This is a genomic window from Acetobacter tropicalis (assembly GCF_030644465.1).
Classification (GTDB): Bacteria; Pseudomonadota; Alphaproteobacteria; order Acetobacterales; family Acetobacteraceae; genus Acetobacter; species Acetobacter tropicalis.
This window is the reverse complement of sequence record NZ_JAUYUW010000001.1, coordinates 1818337-1842500: the sequence shown is the minus strand read 5'-3', so window position 1 is coordinate 1842500 and position 24164 is coordinate 1818337. Positions and strand designations below refer to the sequence as shown.

Annotated in this window: 21 protein-coding genes and 1 tRNA gene; 10 read left to right on the top strand and 12 right to left on the bottom strand. The window is 58.0% G+C overall.

What is annotated here, in order from left to right; translation table 11 throughout:
* Window positions 1-15: 15 nt before the first annotated feature.
* Window positions 16-1515 carry an efflux transporter outer membrane subunit gene (locus QWU00_RS08205; RefSeq protein WP_006558650.1) on the bottom strand — a complete coding sequence of 500 codons (1500 nt, stop codon included), beginning with the start codon at window positions 1513-1515 and terminating at the stop codon, window positions 16-18.
* A gap of 165 nt (window positions 1516-1680) precedes the next feature.
* Here QWU00_RS08205 and QWU00_RS08200 point away from each other — a divergent pair, with 165 nt between their 5' ends.
* On the top strand, window positions 1681-2337 hold the full coding sequence (locus QWU00_RS08200; protein WP_035382649.1) for a TetR/AcrR family transcriptional regulator: 657 nt from the start codon (window positions 1681-1683) through the stop codon (window positions 2335-2337).
* Between the two features lie 102 nt (window positions 2338-2439).
* Here QWU00_RS08200 and QWU00_RS08195 read toward each other — a convergent pair whose 3' ends face one another.
* The 6 genes from QWU00_RS08195 to QWU00_RS08170 all read right to left on the bottom strand — a co-directional run bounded on the left by QWU00_RS08195 (window position 2440) and on the right by QWU00_RS08170 (window position 8983).
* Window positions 2440-3363, bottom strand: a complete 924-nt coding sequence (locus tag QWU00_RS08195; protein WP_035382648.1) for an FAD-binding protein — start codon at window positions 3361-3363, stop codon at window positions 2440-2442.
* A gap of 2 nt (window positions 3364-3365) precedes the next feature.
* A complete protein-coding gene (locus QWU00_RS08190) occupies window positions 3366-4115 on the bottom strand; it encodes an electron transfer flavoprotein subunit beta/FixA family protein (RefSeq protein ID WP_006558647.1) in 750 nt (249 codons plus the stop codon).
* Between the two features lie 63 nt (window positions 4116-4178).
* Complete coding sequence (locus QWU00_RS08185; protein WP_035382646.1) at window positions 4179-5816, bottom strand: electron transfer flavoprotein-ubiquinone oxidoreductase; 1638 nt, start codon at window positions 5814-5816, stop codon at window positions 4179-4181.
* A gap of 119 nt (window positions 5817-5935) precedes the next feature.
* Complete coding sequence (locus QWU00_RS08180) at window positions 5936-6613, bottom strand: 2OG-Fe(II) oxygenase (protein WP_035382644.1); 678 nt, start codon at window positions 6611-6613, stop codon at window positions 5936-5938.
* Window positions 6614-6753: 140 nt separating this feature from the next.
* On the bottom strand, window positions 6754-8133 hold the full coding sequence (gene hemN, locus QWU00_RS08175) for an oxygen-independent coproporphyrinogen III oxidase (RefSeq protein WP_035382642.1): 1380 nt from the start codon (window positions 8131-8133) through the stop codon (window positions 6754-6756).
* A gap of 4 nt (window positions 8134-8137) precedes the next feature.
* On the bottom strand, window positions 8138-8983 hold the full coding sequence (locus tag QWU00_RS08170) for an OmpW/AlkL family protein (protein ID WP_035382689.1): 846 nt from the start codon (window positions 8981-8983) through the stop codon (window positions 8138-8140).
* A gap of 296 nt (window positions 8984-9279) precedes the next feature.
* Between QWU00_RS08170 and QWU00_RS08165 the strand changes: the two genes are divergently transcribed.
* The gene (locus QWU00_RS08165) at window positions 9280-10053 is read left to right on the top strand and encodes a Crp/Fnr family transcriptional regulator (protein ID WP_035382640.1); all 774 of its coding nucleotides are present in this window, start codon (window positions 9280-9282) and stop codon (window positions 10051-10053) included.
* Here QWU00_RS08165 and QWU00_RS08160 read toward each other — a convergent pair.
* The 5 genes from QWU00_RS08160 to QWU00_RS08140 form a co-directional block, all read right to left on the bottom strand.
* Window positions 10033-11571, bottom strand: a complete 1539-nt coding sequence (locus QWU00_RS08160; RefSeq protein ID WP_035382687.1) for an efflux transporter outer membrane subunit — start codon at window positions 11569-11571, stop codon at window positions 10033-10035. The genes QWU00_RS08165 and QWU00_RS08160 overlap by 21 nt on opposite strands.
* On the bottom strand, window positions 11568-14660 hold the full coding sequence (locus QWU00_RS08155; RefSeq protein ID WP_035382638.1) for an efflux RND transporter permease subunit: 3093 nt from the start codon (window positions 14658-14660) through the stop codon (window positions 11568-11570). Before QWU00_RS08155 ends, QWU00_RS08160 begins: the two co-directional genes overlap by 4 nt.
* Entirely contained in the window at window positions 14653-15783 is a 1131-nt protein-coding gene (locus QWU00_RS08150; protein WP_222942049.1) for an efflux RND transporter periplasmic adaptor subunit, read from the bottom strand. The genes QWU00_RS08155 and QWU00_RS08150 overlap by 8 nt, the downstream gene beginning before the upstream one ends.
* A 459-nt stretch (window positions 15784-16242) precedes the next feature.
* Window positions 16243-17703 carry a trypsin-like peptidase domain-containing protein gene (locus QWU00_RS08145; protein ID WP_392388312.1) on the bottom strand — a complete coding sequence of 487 codons (1461 nt, stop codon included), beginning with the start codon at window positions 17701-17703 and terminating at the stop codon, window positions 16243-16245.
* Between the two features lie 277 nt (window positions 17704-17980).
* Window positions 17981-18448, bottom strand: coding sequence for a nucleoside deaminase (locus QWU00_RS08140; RefSeq protein WP_035382633.1), 468 nt, complete (start codon window positions 18446-18448; stop codon window positions 17981-17983).
* Window positions 18449-18712: 264 nt separating this feature from the next.
* Between QWU00_RS08140 and QWU00_RS08135 the strand changes: the two genes are divergently transcribed.
* The 8 genes from QWU00_RS08135 (at window position 18713) to QWU00_RS08100 (ending at window position 24083) form a co-directional block, all read left to right on the top strand.
* A complete protein-coding gene (locus tag QWU00_RS08135; RefSeq protein WP_254906903.1) occupies window positions 18713-18844 on the top strand; it encodes a hypothetical protein in 132 nt (43 codons plus the stop codon).
* Between the two features lie 125 nt (window positions 18845-18969).
* Entirely contained in the window at window positions 18970-19698 is a 729-nt protein-coding gene (locus tag QWU00_RS08130; protein WP_035382630.1) for a gamma-glutamyl-gamma-aminobutyrate hydrolase family protein, read from the top strand.
* Window positions 19695-20474 (top strand): pseudouridine synthase, encoded by a 780-nt coding sequence (locus QWU00_RS08125; RefSeq protein WP_006558633.1) that lies wholly within the window; start codon window positions 19695-19697, stop codon window positions 20472-20474. Before QWU00_RS08130 ends, QWU00_RS08125 begins: the two co-directional genes overlap by 4 nt.
* A 2-nt stretch (window positions 20475-20476) precedes the next feature.
* Window positions 20477-21091: a 16S rRNA (guanine(966)-N(2))-methyltransferase RsmD gene (rsmD, locus tag QWU00_RS08120; RefSeq protein WP_035382628.1), complete on the top strand. Its 615-nt coding sequence runs from the start codon at window positions 20477-20479 to the stop codon at window positions 21089-21091.
* Window positions 21092-21400: 309 nt separating this feature from the next.
* The gene (gene ssb, locus QWU00_RS08115; RefSeq protein ID WP_006558631.1) at window positions 21401-21961 is read left to right on the top strand and encodes a single-stranded DNA-binding protein; all 561 of its coding nucleotides are present in this window, start codon (window positions 21401-21403) and stop codon (window positions 21959-21961) included.
* Between the two features lie 48 nt (window positions 21962-22009).
* Window positions 22010-23344: an O-antigen ligase family protein gene (locus tag QWU00_RS08110; RefSeq protein WP_150395653.1), complete on the top strand. Its 1335-nt coding sequence runs from the start codon at window positions 22010-22012 to the stop codon at window positions 23342-23344.
* A gap of 184 nt (window positions 23345-23528) precedes the next feature.
* Window positions 23529-23942, top strand: coding sequence for an RNA polymerase-binding protein DksA (dksA, locus tag QWU00_RS08105; RefSeq protein ID WP_035382626.1), 414 nt, complete (start codon window positions 23529-23531; stop codon window positions 23940-23942).
* A 66-nt stretch (window positions 23943-24008) separates the two neighbouring features.
* Window positions 24009-24083, top strand: a tRNA-Thr gene (locus tag QWU00_RS08100).
* Window positions 24084-24164: the final 81 nt, after the last annotated feature.

The following is a 24164-nucleotide window of genomic DNA, read 5'->3' as shown; positions in this document are numbered from 1 at the left end:
GAGCACTGAATGTGCTTATGCGTGCTGAGGCACTTTACCCGATTCAGGATAGGTTATTTCCCATCCTCCACCCAGAGCATTGTAGAGCCGCACCAGATTGTTGGAGATGAGCGATGCGCTGTCCGCCAGCTGGGTCTGGGAGGCAAGCACCCTGCGTTCAGCATCCAGAACCTGAAGGAAGCTGGTCAACCCATGCCGATACTGATCCTGCGCCAGATGAAGAGAGCGTTCATCAGCCGCGACCTGTGTTTTGAGCGACTGGTTACGCTTTTGCTCAGCTTCATACGCTGTGAGGGCGTTATCAACCTCACTCCATGCCTTCAGCACTGTCTTGCGGTATCTCAGCGCTGCTGTCTTCTGGGAAGCCTTTTTCATGTTGAGTTGCCCAGTCAGACGCCCTCCCTGGAAAATTGGGAGACTGATGGAGGGGCCGACGTTCCATGTTCTGGCGCTCCAGAACCCAAGGTCTCGGAACGAGAAGGACTGGAAGCCGAATCCGGCATCAATAGTAACCTTGGGATAGAAGTCCGCTTCCGCCTGCCCTACTTCGGCTGTGGCGGCATGCAACTCGGCTTCCGCTTGCCGGATATCCGGACGACGATGCGCCAATTCTGACGGCAGCCCTACAGGCACTTCTGCCGGAACAGGAGGAATAGCGGGTGTCTGTTCCAGTTCTGCATTCAATGCTCCTGGTGGCGCACCCATCAGCAGGTTGATGGCGTTGATCTGCTGGGCAATCCGCTGCTCAAATTGGGGAATACGGGCATTGGTGTCTTCCACCTGCGCGCGGGCGCTATCCACATCCAGTTCACTGACGAGGCCGCTTTTATAGCGCGCCCCGCTAAGGGAAAGCATCTGACTGGCTGCATCTCTATTGGCCTTGGTAATACGCAACTGCTCCTGCAAGCCACGCAACGCCATATAGTCCTGTGCCAGTTCCGCCTGGCGAGCAATGAGAATACCGCGCCGTTCTTCCATAGTCGCAGTCAGATACGCTTTTGCGGCTTCATACTGTCGGCGCACCCGCCCCCAGAGATCCACCTCCCAACTGGCCTGCAATCCGTCCTGCCACTGGTTCAGAAGAGGAATGGAGATGTCAGAAGACTGGGAGGATAAAAGGGCTCCCGCGCCTTCCGGCGCATTCTGGCCGATTCGTTCTACAATACGTTGCAACTGTTTGCTGCTGTACTGAGCCCGCTTGTAGGACCCCGTTGCCGCCAGATCAGGCAGGCGCTCGGCCCCTGCAATCAGCAACTGGCCACGACTAACGGCCAGTTGTTCTGTGGCCTGCTGCACATCAAGGTTCTGCGCTGCCAGACGTTTTTCAAGAGATGTCAGTTCCGGATCATGGAAGGCAGACCACCATTCTGGATCAGGAGCCTGATTGCTTGGCACACTAAGATTACGGGACGCCCCTTCCAGTTTGGCATGCTGCCATTGTTCAGGCGTCCATGCAGCGGGCTTTTTGAAGTCCGGGCCAACCATGCACCCACCCAGCAGAAATGCCAGAACCATGGTGCTTGCGCCCCGCGCATACCGTTTAGCCACCCGTCTGCTCCCAATGTAAAGTCTGTCTATACCTAGAACCAATCTTGCGCTGACCGATCGGTTCGGTCAGCATGCTAACCTATCGTTTTTCAATGTTGCGTCAATCGTCATACTTGGGAATAACCATCTACCATGTCTGTTTCACTCCCCCCTTCCGCCATGCCGCCCAGCCAGTGCTCGGGGGAGTCTGAGGCCAAACGCCAGCAAATTCTGGATGGCGCGTTGGTCATTTTTGCCGCCCATGGATTTGAGGGAGCAAGCATGTCTGCCATTGCCCGCGAATCTGGCGTGTCAAAAGGCACTCTTTACAATTATTTTACCAACAAGGCGGATCTGTTCGCTGCATTTGTTGAGCATAATTGCCGCGAGAAGCTGCCGCTGGCACTGGCTCCTATTCAGCTTAATGAACCCGTGAAGGAAACCCTGACCGTGGTTGCGCGCGCCATGGTGCATCTGATTACCCTGCCAGAGAGCATCATGCTCTATCGGATCATCGTCTCCGAAGCGCCACATTTCCCGCACCTTGCCACCAGCTTCTGGCAACACGGCCCCAAAATTGCGATCGAAACCCTGGCAGGTTGGATTCAGCAGCAGGTTGAAAACGGCACGCTGGCGGTGGAGGACCCCACCTTTGCCGCTGAACAGTTTTTCACGCTATGCCAGACACGCCTTGCGCACCGAAAACGCTTCAACATGCCATTTGAAAATGAGCCGGCGGACAAGGAAAAAGTGATCCATGCCGCTGTCCATATGTTTCTGGCAACATACGGCACCAATAAGTCCCACTGACTACTGCGCACTGAGCGCGTCAGACAGAGGATATAAAAAAACCTGCATGGTCAGTGTCAACCATGCAGGTTTTTTAACGTCTTTCGCCCTTAAGCGAAAAACTTACTTCAGTTCTTCTGTAAGCTGAGGAACGATCTCGAAGAGATCTCCCACAATGCCATAATCCGCCACCTGGAAGATGGGGGCTTCAGGATCCTTGTTCACCGCCACAATCACGCGGCTGTCTTTCATGCCGGCCAGATGCTGGATAGCGCCCGAAATCCCGAATGCCAGATACAGATCAGGAGCCACGATCTTGCCGGTCTGACCAACCTGATAATCGTTGGGCACAAAACCGGAATCCACAGCCGCACGGGAGGCCCCAATGGCAGCACCCAGCTTGTCAGCCAGCGGGTCCAGAATGTGGAACTTCTCTTCGCTCTGAAGTCCACGGCCACCAGACACCACAACCCGGGCGGATTCCAGTTCAGGGCGCTCAGATTCAGACAGATGCACCGCCTCAAACGTGGAAACAGCCGGGCTGTCCACCGGAGCAACCGTTTCAACCGGAGCAGAGCCGCCTTCCGCAGCAGCCGCATCAAAGGCGGAACTGCGAACCGTCAGCACTTTCTTCGTATCGGACGATTTGACGGTTGCCAGAGCATTGCCTGCGTAGATGGGGCGCACGAATGTATCGCCATCCACAATGCTGATCACATCAGGGATAGGCTGCACATCCAGCAGCGCAGCCGCACGTGGCAGCACGTTCTTGCCCACCGCACCGGCTGCCGCAACAATGTGGTCATACCCACCAGCAAGAGAGACAATCAGCGCGGCCAGAGGTTCGGCCAGTTCATGCGCATAACGGGCATCGGCCGCATGCAGCACCTTGGAGACACCGGCAATCTTGGCAGCTTCCTGCGCTACGGCGTCATCACCGGCAATCAGTACGTGCACATCACCAAGCTTGGCAGCAGCCGTCACGGCGGAAAGAGCGGCCTGTCTGATCCGGCCGTCTTCATGATCGAGAAGAACAAGAGCGGTCATGATCAGATTACCTTTGCTTCGTTACGCAGTTTCTCAACCAGCTCACTCACAGAGCCAACCTTCACACCCGCCTGACGCTGCGGCGGTTCCGCCACGGAGACGACGGTGAGGCGACGCGTCATATCCACACCCAGATCAGCCGCATTCAGCGTTTCAAGCGGCTTCTTGCGGGCTTTCATGATGTTGGGCAGTGAGGCATAGCGCGGTTCGTTCAGGCGCAGATCGGCAGTGATGATGGCGGGCAGCGTGAGAGAAACCTCTTCCGTCCCCCCGTCAATTTCACGGCTTACACGCACGGAGCCATCCGCAACATCCACCTTGCCGGCAAACGTGCCCTGCCCCCAGCCCAGAAGACCGGCCAGCATCTGGCCTGTGGCGTTCATGTCATCATCAATGGCCTGTTTGCCCAGAATCACCAGACCCGGTTCTTCCTTGGCCACAATGGCCTTGAGCACCTTGGCCACCGCCAGAGGTTCCGGGCTTTCTTCAGACAGAACCAGAATGGCGCGGTCAGCCCCCATGGCCATGGCCGTGCGCAGCGTATCCTGCGCCTGCTGCACACCAATGGACACAACGACAACTTCCGTCGCGACACCCTTCTCCTTCAGACGAATGGCTTCTTCAACCGCAATCTCGTCAAAAGGATTCATGGACATCTTCACGCCAGCAGTTTCAACACCGCTACCATCCGCCTTAACACGCGGCTTGATGTTGTAATCAACAACCCGTTTGACAGGTACTACAATCTTCATGGCTTCTTTCGCTTGCAGATGCAGGATCTTTCAGACGCTGCCATACAGTATTTTGACCAAAAATCACATACCGGCAGGATAATTAGGTCCGCCACCACCTTCCGGCACGGCCCAATCTATGTTCTGGGCGGGGTCCTTGATATCGCAGGTTTTGCAATGCACGCAGTTCTGCGCGTTGATTTGCAGACGTGGGTCCGTCGCTTCATCCACCACTTCATACACACCTGCGGGGCAGTAGCGGCTTTCTGGTGCGCGGAACACATCCCAGTTAACCGTTTTCCACAGAGACAGATTCTTCACCCGCAGATGAACGGGCTGGTCTTCTTCATGGTTGGTGGCAGAGAGAAAAACGGACGAGAGCCGATCAAACGTCAACTGACCATCCGGCTTGGGGTAGGCAGGTTTTTCACACAGAGACGCCGGTTTGAGCACTTCGTTATCCTGATGCTTGAAATGCAGCGTCCAGGGAGCGCGGCCTTTCAGCAACATGGCATCAATACCGGCATAGATGGCCCCTTTCTTCATGCCGAAACGGGCAAAGGCCGGACGGATATTCCGCGCCGTGCGCAGTTCTTCCCACAACCAGGAGTCTTTCACCCGCTGCGTGAAGGAAGCTGGTTCGGGCCGGTTGCTTGCCAGTGCTTCCACCACCGCTTCTGCCGCCAGCATACCGGACTTCATGGCCGTATGCGTGCCCTTGATTTTAGGCACGTTCAGGAACCCGGCGGAATCCCCGATCAGAGCACCGCCGGGGAAAGTTAGACGGGGGACAGCCTGCAAACCGCCCTCTGAAAGTGCGCGCGCGCCATAGCTAACGCGGCGTCCCCCTTCCAGATGTTTGCGGAATGCTGGATGCAGCTTGAGGCGCTGCATTTCCTCAAACGGGGAAAGCCATGTGTTAGGATAATCCAGCCCGACCACAAAGCCGTAAGACACCAGATTTTCGCCAAAATGGTAGAGCCATGCGCCACCATAGGTCTGATCATCCAGAGGCCAGCCAAAGCTATGCTGCACCAGACCGGGACGATGCTTCTCGGCCGGGATTTCCCACACTTCCTTGATGCCCAGACCATAGGTTTGTGGGTCTACCCCTTTGCGCAGGTCATAATGAGCCATGACCTGTTTGGTCAGAGACCCACGGCATCCCTCGGCAAACAGGGTATAACGGCCACGCAGTTCCATACCGGGCTGGTAGTTGGGGCCGTGTTCCCCTTCGCGCGTGATGCCCATGTCGCCCGTTGCCACACCGGCCACACGATTGTTTTCAATCAGAACTTCCGCACCCGCAAAACCGGGGTAGATTTCCACGCCCAGTTCTTCCGCCTGCGTTGCCAGCCAGCGGCACACTTCCCCCAGACTGACAATGTAATTGCCGTGATTGGCCATGTGCGGCATCAGCTTGTCCAGAAAAGGCACGCGCACGCTGCCGGTTTCTGTCAGATACAGCATTTCCTCGGCGGTAACGGCTGTGTTCAGCGGTGCGCCGCGCTCTTTCCAGTCTGGCAGCAGTTCAGCGAGCGCACGGGGTTCGATCACCGCGCCAGAGACAATATGGGCCCCAATCTCGCTGCCTTTTTCAATCAGGCAAACGCTGGTTTCAGGCGAGAGCTGACGCAAACGAATGGCCGCAGCCAACCCTGCCGGACCACCGCCAACAATGACGACATCAAACTCCATCGACTCACGCACTGTTTCGCTCATTCTTGTCCTCTCCCCGGAACGCTTGCGCGGGGCCTCCTAAAGCCGATCTAGGCCGGAATTGCAAAAAACAGCCCACCAGTCATGGTGGGCCAGCTTGAAAAAGGGATGACTGTCAAACGTCAGACGTGCGCAGCAACCGGGCCAAATGCCAGTTCATGCACCGCACGCCAACTCTGATCGACAAAATTGACAATAAGGGTGCGGCGGGTGCCGCTGATGGGCCGTTTTACAAAGCCGTGCCACGTTTTATCTGACGGAATAAACAACACGCCGGAATTGAACGTACCGGATGCCCGGGCAACGGACTGACCTTCCGGTGTCATGAGGTCCGTGCCCCAGTCCTCCGCATTGTCATCCTGAGAAAGTGAGATCAGGAGGGTCAGTTTTTTGGCCCCGATATCCGTATGCGGCTCCAGCCAGAACCCATCCGTATCCAGGCACAGTTCCAAGCGCAGGGCCGCACCATCCAGTTGGGCCCCACAATAATCCGCAAAGGCCTGACGCACTTCCGCGCTGTTCAGCACATGAGCCATACGATCAAGACGCCCATCCTGCGCACGCTTGGCTTTGTCTACAAACACCCGCGCCTTGTTCCGCGTTTCACGACGCCCTCCAACATCCCCAGCACGCGCCTGTGCGCCGGGGTCCCACTCAACAAGCGCATCACACGCCTCTGGCGTCAGGACAGAATCCATCATCCAGTGCGGGTAGGGATATGGCGCGGGACGGGTTCCCGCCAGCATTTTTACAAACGCGGAAGCGGTGCCGGCCCCTAAAACCTGGGCGTCAGAATGCATCTGCCCTGTCCTTCAGTTACGGTACGGATGCCACTCCCTGATAGCAAATCTGCTTTGCATGTGGGGTGGACAGCCTCTTTCCATGCGCCAAAACAGCGACACGATCAACTCATGCTTATACGCAGAGCAGTGAATGAGGTTCAGAGCGCGCCCGCAAAACGCGGCTGGGGCGCTCCGCCAGAAGGCGCCTGAGACAAGGTTTTCCGGTGGGTATCAAACACGGCCGCCACATGACGCAAAAAAGGCCGTCCTTTTTCTGTCACTGTGATTTTGGGGCCTTCTACCGTTACCAGTCCATCCTGAATCAACGGTTCAAGCGCACCCAGCTCCGGCGAGAAGACATCAAGCTGGGCTTCCATCTGTTCCAGATCAACACCCATATCGCACATCAGCCGTTCTATCAGGCAGCCTCGCAGCCGATCATCTGCCGTGCGCTCCACACCCCGCGCGACGGGCAGACCATCATGATCCGCCATGGCCCGTGCATAAGGCGCGACCGCGGTAATATTCTGCACGTACCCATCGGGCAGCATGGAAATGGCGGAGGCCCCCATGCCCAGCAGAACATCGCACGAATCGGTCGTATAGCCCTGAAAATTACGACGAAGCGTGCCTGTTGATGCGGCCTGCACCAGCGCATCCTGAGGGAGAGCGTAATGATCCAGACCGACGGGCAGATAGCCCTCTGCCCGTAACACGGTATCCATACGGGCCCGCTGAGCAAGCCGTTCGGATGGCTTGGGAAGAGACTCTTCAGGGATCAGCCGCTGACGTTTCTGTTTCCAGGGCACATGGGCGTATCCGAACACAGCCAGACGATCCGGACGCAAAGACGCAATCCTGCGTGCAGTTTCTGCGACACTGTCTTCTGTCTGGTATGGCAGGCCATAGATCAGATCAATATTGACACCAGACACCCCTGCATTCCGTACAGCGGTAACGCAGGCTTCTGTCTGTTCAAAAGACTGATGGCGGCCACAGGCATCCTGCACCTGAGGGTTCAGATCCTGCACACCGAGGCTGATCCGCGTGAAACCCAGATCACCCAGAAGAGCCGGATAACCTACGGGCACATGGCGTGGATCAAGCTCCATGGATAGTTCGGCATCCGGCTCAATCTGGAACATGGACCGAACAGACCGCATGATCTGCCGCAAAGCCGATGCCGGGAGTGTGGAAGGGGTGCCGCCGCCAAACTGCACATGTTTTACACTACGCCGCGTTCCAACCAGCGCAACAACACGGCGTAATTCTTCCCGCAGAAGATCACCGTAGGCCAGACGCCCGTCTTCATGCCGCATGACGGATGTGTTGCACCCACAAAAACGGCACAGCTCATCACAGAAAGGAACGTGAAAATAGAGAGAAACCGGCTGCTGAGCCGGAAGGGCGCGCAGCCAGCTTTCAGCTTGCGCGGGGCCGACTGCCTCAGAAAAACTGGCGGCAGTCGGGTAGCTGGTATAGCGCGGCAGGTTCCCGCCGTAACGGTGAACCAGATCTGAAGAAGATGCCGCGCTCATGCCATTAGAACCGGTAAGCGATACCAGCGGAAACGACGGTCGGGTCCAGAGATTCGTGGGCACGGACACGCAGCGTTTCTGCGGGGTTCTGAACCCAAGCATGCATACGGACAAACATCTGTTTGACGTCTGCATTGAAGAACCAGTTGCCAACCAGCTGATAGTCAAACCCGGCGTTGACGGACGGACCACCAGTGAAGCCTGCGTTCAGCTTGGTCAGACCCAGCGGGCTGCCAGCGTTGCCCTTCATGTTGTGGAACCACATGGCCGTGGCACCCACACCCACATACGGGTTGAAACGCTTGTGCGGACGGAAATGCCAAGCGAAGGTCAGCGTCGGCGGCAGCACCCAGGCGCTCCCGACATCCAGCTTGCGCGGCCCACCCAGAGACGGAACATCGCTACCCAGTGCAGCCACTTCGTGACGGGTGCTGGTGGCGATCAGGTCAACAGACACGTTGTCCGTCAGGAAGTATTCCAGCGTCAGTTCAGGCATTGCCTGATTGGTGGTGGACAGGTGGGTGTTGCGCAGGGGAATGGTTGCGCCACCAGCATGCAGACTTACGTTGCTGTCACGATCCTGCGGCAGAACGCCCACGCCGGAAAGGCGGATCATGAAATCGCCCTTGCCCAGACCGATTTTGGTGCTGGCGCAGGTTTCAAAAATGCCGCAATGGCCGCTGTAAGGACGCGGGGCTGACGGGATGTGGCTCAGCACCGGAGCGTTAACATAAGCAGCATTGGACGTAGCGGGGGCCGGAGCCACCTGGGTGGTCTGCGCCTTGGCTGTGCCAGAAAGAGCGGCCACCCCGGCCACCATGGCGGTCAATAAGGAACGAAGCTTCACCATCGTTTGATACTCTTCTAACTGCGCTGTGATATCTGAAGCGGAGAAATCACGCACAGCAGTGTGCAGCCTTGATTTAGATCAAGCATTCAACAGAATGCGGCAGGGGGTGTGTTCTGAAAACCACAGCATTTTACACAACCCAGATATACAACCGGGGCAGGTGTGAACGAGAGACTCGGTTAATGCTTGTCTTTGATTTATATCAAAAATCACATAGTATTAATAACATAGCTTTTTTAATGAAGTTTTCCGGTAACTTAGCGTTCTGGAAGGCTGATTCTACCGGATAGTGCGTGATGTCTTCTGCCCCACAACCTCGGACTTCGCCCGCCTCGATGCGCCGAAGGCTAGTCATTAACGGCGGAGAAGACATGCACAGATGTCTGGTATGCGAAATTCGCGATCAGAGCGTCTGCCGGGCGATTGATGATGAAGATCTGGTTGTTCTCGCCAAATCCTCCAAACAGCTTTCTCTCCCCCCCAACACGACGTTGATAGAAGAAGGCTCTGCTGCCACAGCCTTTTTCAACGTGACGGCTGGCACCGTAAAGCTGTTCAAATCCCTGCCTGATGGGCGGAGACAGATTACAGGCTTTGCCGATGTCGGCCATTTTCTGGGGCTGACCAATGCAGGCACCTACTCCTTTGGTGCGGAAACGGTGGATACTGTGCAGGTCTGCCGTTTTATGCGCCCGCAACTGGAAACATTGCTGGCCGATTACCCCCAGTTTGAACGGCGCCTACTGGCGGAAGTGACAGACGAGTTGGCTGAAGCGCAGGAACAGATGCTGCTGCTGGGCCGCAAGACAGCGCGGGAACGGGTAGCCAGCTTTCTGCTCGCCCGCATGATCCACCGCCCCTGCCAGACAACGGGGGAAGAAAACCGCGTCTCTCTTCCCATGACGCGGGTGGATATTGCCGATTATCTGGGCCTGACCATTGAAACGGTCAGCCGTACCATCAGCGCTCTTCGGCGTGATCATATTATTACAGGCACGGACCACCACGGAATCCGGGTGTTATCCCCTTCCAGATTACAAGGCCTCGCCTCAGGGCAGGAGAACGCTTAGCCCCTTGTCCGGATGCCAGGAGGGGTGATGCGGCGCATCTGACTCAGTGCTGTTCCACCATCCGCCCCCCAGAGACTGAAACAGCGCCACTGTATCGGAAAGCCGATCTGCCCGCGCCTGAGCCAGCGCCAGTTCGGTTTGCAGGTGGGCCTGCTGGGTTGTCAGCATAACCACCTGACTGATGGCGCCATACCGATACTGCGCCAAAGCGATACGCAGGCTGTCCCCAGCCGCCGTTGCGGCTTCCGCATTGTCCGCCAGGGCCGTGGCGTCTGTCCGGATAGCGGTGAGCGAATCCGCTACATCCTGCAACGCCGTAATCAATGTGGTGCGATAATCAGCCGCAGCCTGATCATACGCCGCACGCGCGGCATGTTCCTGATGCCGGAGCAAACCGCCATCAAACAAAGGTTGCGTCACCATGGCCATGACTTCCCACTGACCATAACCGGGTGCAGCCATCTGCGCGATGGAAGCCGCAGCAAAACCGGGTGTTGCCCCAAGCTGAATGTTGGGCAGCCGGTTGGCTACCGCCACGCCCACCTGAGCACAGGCGGCATGCCAGTTGGCCTGTGCCGTGCGGATATCGGGCCGCTGCTCCACCAGCCTTGCTGGCAGACTGACCGGCAGATCAGCCGGAAGGGTCAGATCATTGAGCGAAAATTCGGGCTGAGGCGCATCCGGAGAATCGCCAACAAGAGAAGCGATCAGATGCTTCTGCTGTTCCAACTGCTTTTGCAGGGGGGCCAGAGTCGCTTCATTCTGGGCCAGCGCCGTGCGCTGCAACGCCACATCATTCTGCGAGAACTCGCCAGCTTTTTCCTGCTTGCGAGCCGACTCCAGCAGGTTCCGCTGTAATGCGACAAGGGACTGAGTTGTCTCCAGTTGCGTTTTCAGGGTGGCGTAATCAATGGCCGCCTGCACCACCGAGGACGTAAGAGTCAGATACACCGCGCGTAACTGGTCACGCTGGGCATCACGCAGGGCCTTGGCGGCTTCCACCCCACGCCGCACGCCACCCCACAGATCCGGCACATAGGAAATATTCAACTGGGCCGTATGCACCGTGTAGAGCCACTGGTTGCTGTTGGGCACTGGTGAGTACGTGCGGGATGTCTTGTTGCGGGTCGGGTTGAAACTGCCAGAAATGGAGGGGTAAAGCGCACTCTGTTGCGCCAGCCTGTTTTCCTGCGCAGCGGCCAGTGCATCCCGTGCGGCCTCCAGCGAGGGATTGTTGTCAATCGCCTTGCGCACCAGTTGATCCAGCGCCGGAGAATGGAACAGCATCCACCATTGGGCCGGAATATCCTGCCCCGGATGAAGCGCCTGTGCTCCACCTTGCAGGCCAGCCGCCGCCTGCTCCGCCTTGCCGGTAACCGCCTGTGTTCTGTCAGGCTGACCTGCCTGCCCGTAACGGCTGGCGGCAGGAGCTGCCGGTTTTTTGAAATCTGGCCCCACGGCGCAACCACCCAGCCCCAAGCCGGTAAGAATGCAGCTTGTCAGAAGTATCCGTTTCACGATTCTACCGGTCCCCGTGCCGCGGCTCGCCGCTCGCACCATGCTTCCATCTCGTAATAGAAGGTTGGCAGGATAAAGAGGGTCAGAATGGTGGCAATGCCAAGCCCCCCGACCACCACCGTGGCCAATCCACGCTGCACGTCCGTGCCAATGCCCGTGGCAAGAGCGGCTGGCAGCATGCCCATGCTGGCGACTGTTGCCGTCATCAACACAGGGCGAAAACGCTCCCCTGCACCTTCCAGCACAGCATCCCGCAACGGCACCCCATCTGCCCGGTGCCGATTAATGTTGGAGACCATGATGATGCCGTTCTGCACCGCCACCCCGAACAAGGCGATAAAACCAACTGCCGTCGCCACGTTCAGCGTTTCACCGCGCACCTGTAGCGCAACAAGGCCACCCAGCAGGGCCAGAGGCACCACCGCCAGCACCAGAACAGCCTGACGGAGTTTACGGAATTCACCAAACAGCAGCACCAGCATAATGGCGAGCATGATGGCCAACGCCACGCTCAGCCGGGCCTGCGCGCGCTGTTGTTGCTCAAACTCGCCTGCCCATTCCAGCCGATAAAGCGCCGGATTGAAATGGACCTCGCTGGCAATGCGCTTCTGTGCATCCGCCAGATACTCAGACAACGGGCGTTTGCCGTTATCCACGCGCAGGGTGATCTGGCGCTCCGTCATCTCATGCGAGATGGTGCCTTCGCCTGTTTTCAGGCTGATATCCGCCACCATTTCCAGTGGGATCTGCGCCCCGTTGGCAGCGGTGAGCGGAAGATGACCAAGCTGGCGCAGATTGCTGACGCTGGCAGGCGGCACACGAATGGTCATGTTATAGGTGCGGTCTGCAATATAGATCTGGCTGATGGGTGCATCCCCCACAGCATTGCCCACCACAGCCATGATATCCGCAACGGAGATACCGTAGCGCGCTGCGGCCCGACGATTGGCCACAATATTGAGCTGCGGAATTTCCGGTTCCTGAAAAATGGAGGCTTCAGTTGTGCCGGGCACGCTCTTCAGCACGGATACAATCTGACTGCCAATATGCCGCAGTTCCCGCGCATCGTTCCCGTAAACACGCAGCACTAGAGCAGAATGGGCACCACCTACCTGATCATTCATACCATCGGCAATGGGCTGACTGATGCCGAAGGTAATGCCGGGAATCTGGTTCAGCCGATTGCGTAACTTGACGATAAACTGCGCCTTGTTCTCTCCATGTGGCCATGTGTCATAAGGCTTCAGGCCAACGGGCACTTCAATGTGAGAGGGAGTCCATGGATCTGTGCCGGAATCATTCCGGCCAAGCTGCGTGACGGCGTAGGATGTTTCCGGGAACGAACGGATAGCCTTGCGCACTTCATCCGCCATGGCGCCTGCTTTTTCCAGAGAAAGGCCGGAGGGCAACTGCACCTGAAGCCACAAAGCGCCTTCATCCATATCGGGCAGGAACTCCCGTCCGGTATGGGCGCCGAGCACCAGCACCAGAATAAACGCGACAACCGCACCCAGATAGGCCAGTCGCGGGCGACGCATGGCGTGGTCCAGTCCCTGATGATAGAGCGTGTGGAGCTTTTCAAGCGGCTTGTTATGAAAGATCTTGTGGGGCTTGCGCATGGCCAGAAACGCCAGAGACGGCGTGAGCACAATAGCGCTGAGCAATGCCCCCAGCAGAGCAAAGCTGACCGTATAGGCCATGGGCCGGAACAACCGTCCCTCCGCCCCCACAAAGGCGAACAATGGACTGTACGCCACAATGATCACCAGCGTGGAAAACACGATGGCGCGGCCCACGTGCCGGGTCATGCCCTCCACGTCATCCAGCGTCATGGTATGGTCAGGCCGGGCTTCACGCATACGCAGAATGGATTCCGTCACCACAATCGCGCCATCCACAATCACGCCGAAATCAATCGCCCCCAGTGAGAACAGATTGGCCGGCATGCCCAGCAGACTCATGATGACAAACACCGTGGCCAAGGCCAGCGGAATGGTGATGGCCGCCACAATGGCGCTGCGCGGGCTACCCAGAAACAGAATGAGAATAACAAAGACCAGCCCCACACCTTCCATGACGGTATGGGTCACTTTTTCCGTGGTGGCGTGAACCAGATTATCGCGGTCCAGATAGGGGACAATCCGCACGCCCTGTGGCTCAAGCTGCTTTTGCAGGGCCGCAACACGCGCATGAAGAAGTTGAAGAACGTGGGAGGCATTCTCGCCTGTCACCATGGTGACAATGCCTTCAATGGTGTCGGGGTTGGAATCCTTGCCCAGAATCCCTTCCCGCACCTGATGCCCCAGTTGCATACGGCCCAGTTCACGCAGGAAAACCGGTACGCCATCATGTTGGGAAACCGGAATATCGCCCATATCCTCCAGCGTGTGGATCATGCCCACACCGCGCACAATATAGGACTGCTCCCCACGCGCCACGCGGCCGCCGCCCGCATTCACGCTACTGTTGCGAATGGCATCCAGAACGTCATTCACCCCGATGGCGTAGCGACTCAGCGCCGACGGATCGAGCTGAAGCTGGTATTCCCGCGTAAAGCCGCCAAAATTGTTGATGGCCGCCACACCCTGAACCTTGGTCAGCGCCGGAACCACAATCCAGCGCTGAATCTCGGAAAGCTGCATCAGGTTCTGCCGGTCTGATTCCAGCGTGTAGCGGAAAATTTCACCCGATGGACTGCTAACAGGGCCGAGACTGGCCGTGACCCCTGGCGGCAGAGTGACCTGCGCCAGTTGCTCCGTCACCCGCTGGCGGGCGGCATACACATTCACCCCATCCCGAAAAATCAGGTTGATGAGGGATAATCCGAATGTGCTGCTGGACCGGCTGCTGGCAAGGCCCGGTGTGGCAGCCAGTTGGCGTTCAAGGGGGATGGTGATCTGCTGTTCCACCTCTTCCGCCGCCAAGCCGGAGCTCTGCGTGGTCACCTGAACCGAGACCGCGCCCAAATCAGGATAAGCCTCTACAGGCAGGTCTTTCCACGCCCAGCCACCCCACAGGGCGAGAATGGCCATGGCCACAAAAACAATCCGTCTCTCCCGCAGGCAGGCTGCGATAATCCGCTCAATCATCGTTCAGCAGGACCCCGCCGCGGGTCACAATTCGTTCCCCTACTTTCAGGCCGGAGAGCACCTCCGTATCTTCACCTTCATCATAGGAGATCGTCACAACACGCCGCTGAAACGTCCATGGCGCGACCTCCACAAACACGGTCACCCGGTCATTGTTCATCAGCAGGGCGGATTGCGGCACCATCAGGCCGGGAGGCTGCCTTAACTGAATGGCCACCGTGGCGAACATGTTGGGCCTGAGATCTTCATCCGGGTTGGGCACCGGGATCATGGCGCGCAGGCGGCGCGTTTCAGGGTGCAGATCCGGCTCCACAGTCGCAATCTGGCCCGGCAGCACTACGCCTTCCCGCCCCGGAAGCGTGATGGAGACGGATTGGCCCACATGCATGTCATCCACATCCGCCTCGGCAACATCCGCCACCGCCCAGACTTCAGAGAGATCTTCCACCCGCAGCAGGGGCGTTGTGATATCCGTGACATTCATACCCGGAGCCGCCGCAACGGATGCAACCACGCCATCCATAGGCGCACGCATGACCAGCTTGCCGTCTTCATCCACCTGATCGGTCAGGGAAGCGACACGGGCCTGCGCCCGCCGTTCTTCAGCCTCAGCTTCCTGCAAAAGGGCGCGGGCGGCCTCTACATCCTTTGTGGCCGCCCCCCCCGCCTGCCTGACTTCCTGCGCGCGTGTCAGCCCCGCCCGCGCTTGCACCAGTCCGGCCCGCGCCTTGACTTCATCCGTGGTGGCCTGCGCCATGTCCCCTGACAAAAGAGTCAACAGATCCTGGCCCCGCCGCACATGCTGCCCCGGCACAACAGAAACGGAAACAACGCGGCCCGTGACGGGCGCCAGAACAGGCACCACACGCCAAGGTTCAGCTACAATGGACCCGGGCACGGAAAGAGTATCGCGCGGAGCGGACATCTGCACCGCTGTCACTTCCAGCCGCTTCCGTAAAGGAGACGATTCCGGAACGCTCAGCGTCCCATCCGCCCCGACAACAACACTGGCGGCGCCTGTAGCATATACCGCCCCTTGCGGCGCGCAGAGGACCGCTGCCACCGCCCCCACCATGAATGACCTGTGAAAATAACGCAGCGAGAAGGGGAAGCTAAAATTCATGACAACAATCCGTTCCGACGGCAGAAAACCCGGAAAGCACGCATCAGCCCGCACACTTTTGCGTAAGAAAGAAAAACGCCACTTTGCGGAGACTTGAAGCCAAGGGGGTCTCTGCGGCGTATGTAAAGAACCCGCCGGACCTTTGCCAGAGCCCTCGCCGGGAAGCAGATCTTATTCAGAAAACCAGCCCAATACGCACCACCCAGTGGCGTAAGGATCGACATAAAGGCACACTCAAAACCTATCCCAACGTCATTGCACACCACGCATTAAGCCGAACGTGCAGAAAAATTCACCCTACCGGAGTGTTTTTAATCAAAATTTTACAGTGGATTTCTTTGCTGTTCTTGTACAGATGCCCATCAGACCTTCCAGAACACCCATGACCCTACAGCCATAAAAAAAGCGCCAACCCCGAAGGGCCGACGCTTTTTCCGGTATCCTTACTGGAAGGATTTATCAGTCGTCATCACCATCATTATCGGAAGTGTCTCCCCCGGAGCTTCCATCCGGAGAGATAGCGATAAAGAGAGACTGCCCATCACGCAGAATGCGCAGAAGCACCGGCTTTTTGGCAGCCAGCGCCCCTCTTACGGCCGTAACGGCAGCACGTGGCGCATCCACAGCCTGCCCGCCTACAGACTGAATGACGTCTCCGGGGCGAATGCCGGCCTGATCTGCCGGTGAGCCGGGCTGAATATCATTCACCACCACGCCATGCACGTCATTACCCAGCCCAAGCTGGCGGCGCACATCAGCATTCAGCGGAGCCAGAGAGACCCCCAGATGCGGACCCGCAGCCGAAGCGCCACTGACACCGCCATCATTGCCAGCAGTGGCCAGATTGCCAATCTTGATGGTGACTGTCTGCGGTTTGCCAGCACGGATGTAACCCATCTTGGCATCCGCACCCGGTGCAATAGAGGCAACGCGCACCGCCAGATCATGCGGGGACGTTACTTTCTGGCCGTTGAAATCAGTAATGACATCTTCCGCTTTCAAGCCAGCTTTTTCAGCCGGGCTATCAGGCGTTACGCTGGCAACCAGTGCTCCGGCAGGAGCGGCACCCGCGCTGGAAGAAGGCAGATTGAGCGCCTTGGCCATGGCGGGGGAGATCACCTGCGCGTTCACGCCCAGATAGCCGCGCACTACATGGCCAGTTTTCCGCAACTGGTCTGTCACGCTCCGCACCGTATCGGACGGAATGGCAAATCCGATCCCGATGGACCCGCCCCCTGAAGGAGAGAGAATAGCCGTATTGACGCCGACAACCTTACCATCCTGCGTGAACAGCGGGCCACCGGAGTTCCCACGATTGATGGGCGCATCAATCTGGATGAAGTTGTCATACGGGCCTTCATTGATGTCACGACCACGGGCCGAGACAATCCCGGCGGTAACAGTGCCACCCAGACCATACGGATTGCCGACCGCTACAACCCATTCACCGGGCTGCACATCATCCGATTCACCCAGTTCAATAAAAGGCAGCTTTTGGGAGGATGTCACTTTCAAGAGTGCCAGATCGGTCTTTCCGTCCCGCCCGATAATCTTGGCCGGAAGGGTGGTGCCGTCATCAAGCGTGACAGTAACCTTGGTGGCCCCTTTCACCACATGGTTGTTGGTCACCACATAGCCATCAGCAGAAATGACAAAGCCTGACCCGCGCGCTTCTACCAGTTGGCGGGAATGCTGAGGCGCCATCTGGAACGGGAAAGGAAAAGGAAAGGGCATGCCGCCCATACCGCCACCCATGCCACCGTTTTCATCTTCCACCGAATCCGCCTTGAGCATGGATGTAATGGAAACCACGGCAGGTTTGACCTGCTTCACCAGATTAACGAAATCTGGAATTTTCTGGCCCTGAGCGCTAGGTTTGATGGCCCCGGCATCCTGTGCGTGGGCAGCATTATACCCCATTACCGCCAGAGGCCCTGCGCCCACATCCACCATCAGGCTTGCTCCGGCCAGCAGGGCCAGAAGTGTCTTGCGGCGAGACCGCCCGAAAAATTTTGACACAGATTTTTCCGACATCACGTTTCCGACTGTTCCTTGCATTGTCAGGCAGGGCGCTGCCCCACCCGGGCGCGGCATTGGGCCACCCTGTTCCCGCATCTTAACCGGCCTTTTTTGCCTAATACCAGACGCTTGTAAGGATAAGATGGTTCCTTGCCCCCAAAAACAAAAGAGCCCCGGGTCAGGAATCCGCCGGCACGGTGGTGGCGCGTAGTATCTGGAAAAATGTTTTAAGCAGCGCACCTGCTTCCCGTTCCCGCACCCCCCCAATCACCTCCGGCTTGTGCAGGCTTTCCGGGCGATAAGGCACCCGGGGGCCATGTTCCACGCCTCCCCCTTTGGGGTCATAAGCACCGAACAGCACCCGCCCTACGCGAAAATGCGTAATGGCCGCCGCACACATGGGGCACGGCTCAAGGGTAACCACCAGCGTACAATCCGCCAGCCTCTTACCCTGCCGCAGCCTTACCGCTTCGCGCATGACCAGCATTTCCGCATGGGCGGAGGGATCACACCATTCCTCCACCCGGTTGCCATTCTGCGCCAGTACGGCGCCATCCGGGCCGAGCAGCACGGCGCCCACGGGCACCTCTCCGCGTAGCCCTGCCTCCCGGGCCTGCTGGAGGGCAACCTCCATCCCGTTTTCCATGTGCCTCCCCCCTGTTGCCCGCCGTGTGGGCGTGTCCTTACGGTGTGTTTCACACCGGCCTCACAAAATGTGTCAATCCTCACACACTGTTCTGACCCAAAGCCTATCTGGCCCAAATTAAGGCACGGTTTTTTCTTGCATCTCTGCAACCTTTGCTGTCATCATGCCTTATAGATGCCATGATCTGTTCTGTAACAGATCGCGGGTTGCTTTGTTTTTTATCAGGCCTTCACCAGCCTGATTTTGCGGGAAAGGATTAGTACAATGCATAGCCTGTCTCTCATCCTGGCCGCTGCGGCTATCGGCCTTGGTCTCTCCGTTGTGGACCGTACGGTTAATGAGCCCTCTCCGGCCCCGGCCCGCACTATTCATCATACGTCTTTCCTACCGGGCTAACGCCGCTTTTGCACTTACATGCAAAGCCGTTCCGGTAACGGGCAGATATAGCGCGTGCAAAACTGCTGCCACTATGGCAGTGAAGACACTTGACCATTGCGCTTTCTGCTTAAGAACCCGGATAAATGACCGCACGCCGTCCTGTTATTGGCATTACGCTTGATCATGAAGCAGGCGGCACAGACCGTTATTCCAGATTTCCGTGGTATGCCCTGCGGGAGAATTACATGTCCGCTGTCTCCACAGCGGGCGGGTTACCCGTGGCCTTGCCACTTTTCCCGCAACTGGCGGGGGAGTATCTTCCCCATATTGACGGACTGCTGATTACAGGCGGGGCGTTTGACATTGACCCCACCCTGTATGGTGACACCACCTGCCATGAGACCATCACCCTGCGCCCCCGCCGTACGCAGGCGGAAACGGCTTATCTGGCAGCAGCACTGCATCAGAACACCCCCGTTCTGGGCATTTGCGGGGGCATGCAGCTTATGGCCGTGGCCCTTGGGGGCACGCTGATCCAGCATATCCCAGCCTCCTTCCCGGATGCTCTGCCGCATGAGCAACCCAACCCCCGTGATGAAGCCAGCCATGCCGTAAACATTACGCCCCACACGCTGCTGGCGCAGATTGCCACCACCAGCCATATGGCGGTCAATTCCTCCCATCATCAGGCCGTCCGCACACCCGGCCGCGCCGTTGTAAACGCTGTGGCGGATGATGGGCTGATTGAAGGCATAGAAGACCCCACCCAACGATTTTGCCTTGGGGTGCAATGGCACCCCGAATTTGGCATAGACCCGGGCGACCGGAAGATTTTTAACGCCTTTATTCAGGCGGCAGGAGAAACAGAGTGACGCAGGAACCGCGTGGAGAACGCATTGCCAAATGGCTGGGCCGCACAGGTGTAGCCAGCAGGCGCGATGCGGAACGGATGATTGAGGAAGGACGGGTGCGCCTGAATGGCCAACCCGTGACCCATCCCGCCACGTTTGTGACCGAGCAGGATCTGGTGCAGGTAGATGGCAAGGCTGTTTCCTCCCCTGACCGCACCCGGCTATGGCGCTACCACAAGCCCGACGGGCTGGTGACCACGCATAAAGACCCGGAAGGCCGCCCCACGGTTTTTGCCTCTCTGCCGGAAGGGATGCCCCGCGTTATCAGCGTCGGCCGACTGGATCTGAACAGTGAAGGCCTGCTGCTGCTGACCAATGATGGTGAACTGGCACGTCGGCTGGAACTGCCTTCCAATGGGTGGATTCGCCGCTACCGTGTGCGGGTGTTTGGCGTGGTGGATGAAGCACGTCTTGCGGCGTTAGCGGAAGGCAGCGTGTTTGAAGGTGTGCGCTACGGCCCCATTGATGCAGGGCTGGATTCCCGCAAGGGCGACAATGCGTGGCTTACGGTTTCCCTCCGCGAAGGCAAGAATCGTGAAATCCGTAAAGTGATGGCGGGCCTTAACCTGCATGTCAGCCGCCTGATCCGCACCAGCTACGGCCCCTTCCAGCTTGGCACGCTCAAACGCGGAGAACTGGAAGAAGTGCCAGGCAAGATTCTGCGTGAACAAATGCCCAAAGGGCCAGAGAAAAGCGGTTCCCGCACCTCTGCCTCCAAGCCCCGCCCAACGCGCTAGACATGCGCATTATTGCTGGAGCCCGCAAAGGCCGCGTGCTGGCCGCCCCACAGGGCACAACCACCCGCCCCACAGCGGACCGCGTGCGGCAGGCGTTGTTTGACATGCTGCTCCATGCGCCGTGGGGGGGCTCGCGCCTTCTGGACAATGCCCATGTGCTTGATGCATTTGCAGGCACTGGGGCGCTGGCACTGGAAGCGCTCTCTCGCGGGGCGGCACAGGCCACTTTTTTTGAAACTGATCGGGCCGCTTTAGCAGCGCTGCGTGCCAATATTGCCGGGTGCGGCTGGCAGGACCGATGCAAGGTTTTTGCAAAGGATGTCACCTCCCCTCCACGTGCGGCGATACCGTGCTCCCTGCTGTTTCTGGACCCTCCTTACCGCCAAAACCTCCCGGCCCGCACGCTTGCAGCGCTAAAGGCACAGGGATGGATTGCCCCACACGCCATTGCCGTTATTGAAACCTCCGCACAGGAACCGTTGCCCCTGCTGGATATTGAACAACAGGGTGTCTCCGTGCCTGAGACGGATGATCCTCTTCCTGTTTTTTCTGGCGCCCTGTTGGCCGAACGCAAGCATGGCGCAGCGCGGATATCGGTGTGGCGGATAGAGGGGTAAGGCCGTCATTCTCCTTCCTTTTTCGGTTCTGATCTCATCTTCGTCATTTCTTATCGTGCCTGTCCGCAGGAAACCCGTGTGGGCATCCGAAACGGATTTATAAGGCGCGATACAGAAAATCTGACGGAGAATACCCAAAACGAAAAAGGGGGATGTAGCAGGCGGCATACGGTCTTCTGACCGCAAGAAGCCTCTCACATTCATGGGTAGAAAGAGCAGCCAAACGGCTTCACGGACTTTATAGCCGTAGCGGAGTGCGCTACACGGGCGAGACATTCTTTTAAATGGTACAGCGAAACGGGGTCTCTGATGGCTGGCAGTGTCAATAAGGTTATTCTGGTCGGCAATCTGGGTAAGGACCCGGAAGTGCGCACCAGCCAGAGCGGCATGAAAATTGTTTCCCTGACACTGGCCACCAGTGACACGTGGAACGATCGTCAGTCTGGCGAGCGCCGTGAACGCACGGAATGGCACCGTGTGGTGATCTTCAATGAACGGCTGGCTGATGTGGCGGAACGCTTTCTGCGCAAAGGCCGCAAGGTTTACCTGGAGGGTGCGTTGCAAACCCGGAAATGGACAGATCAGTCCGGGCAGGAACGCTACACGACCGAAGTGATTGTGGAACGGTTCCGTGGGGAACTGGTTCTGCTGGATAGCCGTTCCAGCAATGATAGTGATGATGCCGGTGGCGGCTTTGGCGGCGGCGGTAGCAGCTACGGTGGCAGCAGCGGCGGATATGGCGGCGGTGGTGATTTTGGCGGCGGCTCTTCCGCTCCGCGCCAGAATACGCCTTCTCGTGGCGGTAGCTCCTCTGGCGGTTGGGATGCCCCCAGCAGCAATAACGATCTGGATGACGAAATTCCGTTCTAAGTCCGGACACCCGGAGGCCCGCCCGTATGAGACGAGCGGGCTTCTGATGTGACTCGTTTTGACCTGATGGACGCCCCCCTCCCCCGCTGGCAGACAGTGCTGGCAAAAAGCCTGACACTCACCGGCACGGCCTGCACCCTGCTGCTGCCCCTGCTGATGTTTTACAGTCGGGCGCTCAGCGATATTGCAGCAACGCTTATTGGCGTTTTCTTTCTGATTTATTCTGGCCTGACCCGGGACTGGCAATGGCTTCGCAAGCCATGGATCATTCCCGCCGCCCTGTTCTGTGGGCTGTGCCTGCTCTCTTCCATACATGTTGGACTCAAGGGAGCCTGGACACAGGCCCTGTGTCTGCCGCGCCTGTTTTTGCTGACCGCTGCCACCCAGAACTGGATTCTCGCCCGCCAGACTCGGCGCATGGCCTTGGGGGGCGTGTTTTTTCTGCTGGCCCTATGGCTTATGAGCCAGTGCTGGGAACAATATCTGACGGGCACCAACCTGATGGGAGCCCCCCGATGGGGAGACGGCTCCCTGACCGGCCCGTTTGTTAAACCCCGTGCGGGCTTTACCTTCCTGATGTTGTTCTTCCCCGGCATCATGCCCGTGGTGCTGCATGCCCTGCACAGTAAAAACCGTGGCGCATGGGTTGGTAGCTGCGTGCTGCTGCTGTTTTCGGCCCTGACCATGGTGCTGATTGGCCAGCGCATGAGCAATGTGCTGCTGCTGTTTGGCCTGTTTCTGACTGCCCTGCTGGTGCGGCAGTTCCGGTGGCCGTTTGTCGCGCTGCTGGCGTGCGTTGCTGCGGCCCTTGCCAGCCTGCCGGTTATCTCCCCGCCCACCTATGCCAAACTGGTGCTGAAATTTTCCAATCAGCTCCAGCATTTTGCCACCAGTGATTACGGGCAGCTCTTTACCAAGGCCAGCATCATGGTGCTCAACCACCCATGGCTCGGGCTGGGCGTGGATGGATTTCGTAATTTCTGTCAGTTGGGCATGCATAGCGCTGGTATTTCCGCGCTCGGGCTCCCGCCGCTTGATAGCCCGGCAGGAACTGGATGCAATATTCACCCCCACAACTACTATCTTCAGGTTGCCACAACGGCGGGCCTTCTGGGTCTTGCCGCTTTTGCCGCTACGGTTGTGTGCTGGCTGAAGGCTGGCACACGGCATCTTTCCCCCACCCACGCCCCCCAACAGGCCATGCTGTTTGTGATGTGCTGCACCGTTCTGTGGCCCATAGCCTCCACCAGCGCCCTGTTCTCCTTCCCTACTGCGGGGTGGGTCTTTCTGTTTGCCGGATGGCTGATGGCAGCAGCGCAGAATGCGGCACCCCTGCGCAAAAACGTGACCGTGCCCAATGATCCGCACGTACGGACCAAATAATCCGTTCCCATAACTGGTAAGCATTGGCCGAATTCTTGAACTATGGCGCATAGTTACCGGGCAGCCCTCCGCTTTTCTTGGCTCTTGCCTCCATTATCTTCTTGGCGTTCCGGGCAGCCCCCGTTATAAGCCGCGTCATTCTTTCAAGGCAGGATTCCTGTCATTGCAAAGGCTGACACTGACTATGATCACTCTACCGCCGGACTACCGCCCGTCAGACGACGAGGAGTTCATGAACCCTCTTCAGACGGAGTATTTCAGGCAGAAGCTTCTCAAGTGGCGTGCCGAACTCCTCAAAGAGGCAGGAGATACTCTTGCCAGCCTTTCCGAAGGCGGGATTCATGAAGCAGACATCACAGACCGCGCCAGCGTGGAAACAGACCGCGCGCTGGAACTGCGTACCCGTGACCGTGCCCGCAAGCTGATTGGCAAGATCAACCTTGCTCTGCAGCGTGTTGAAAACGGCAGTTACGGCTACTGTGAAGAAACAGGGGAACCCATTGCCCTGCGCCGTCTGGAAGCTCGCCCGATTGCGACCCTCTCCATTGAGGCGCAGGAACAGCATGAACGGATGGAAAAAACCCACCGTGATGATTAATTCCGCTTTTTAAGCGGAAACAGACTTGCGGCGTTGCGCGTGAAACGCTAGAACGCCGCCAACGTCGCTGCTGTAGCTCAGTGGTAGAGCACTCCCTTGGTAAGGGAGAGGTCGACAGTTCAATCCTGTCCAGCAGCACCAGTTCTCTCCACAAAAAACAATATTTGCGTTCTCTCCGCCCGTGTAAGGCAGAGGCGCATCTCTCCCCCTCCATTTTTCCTG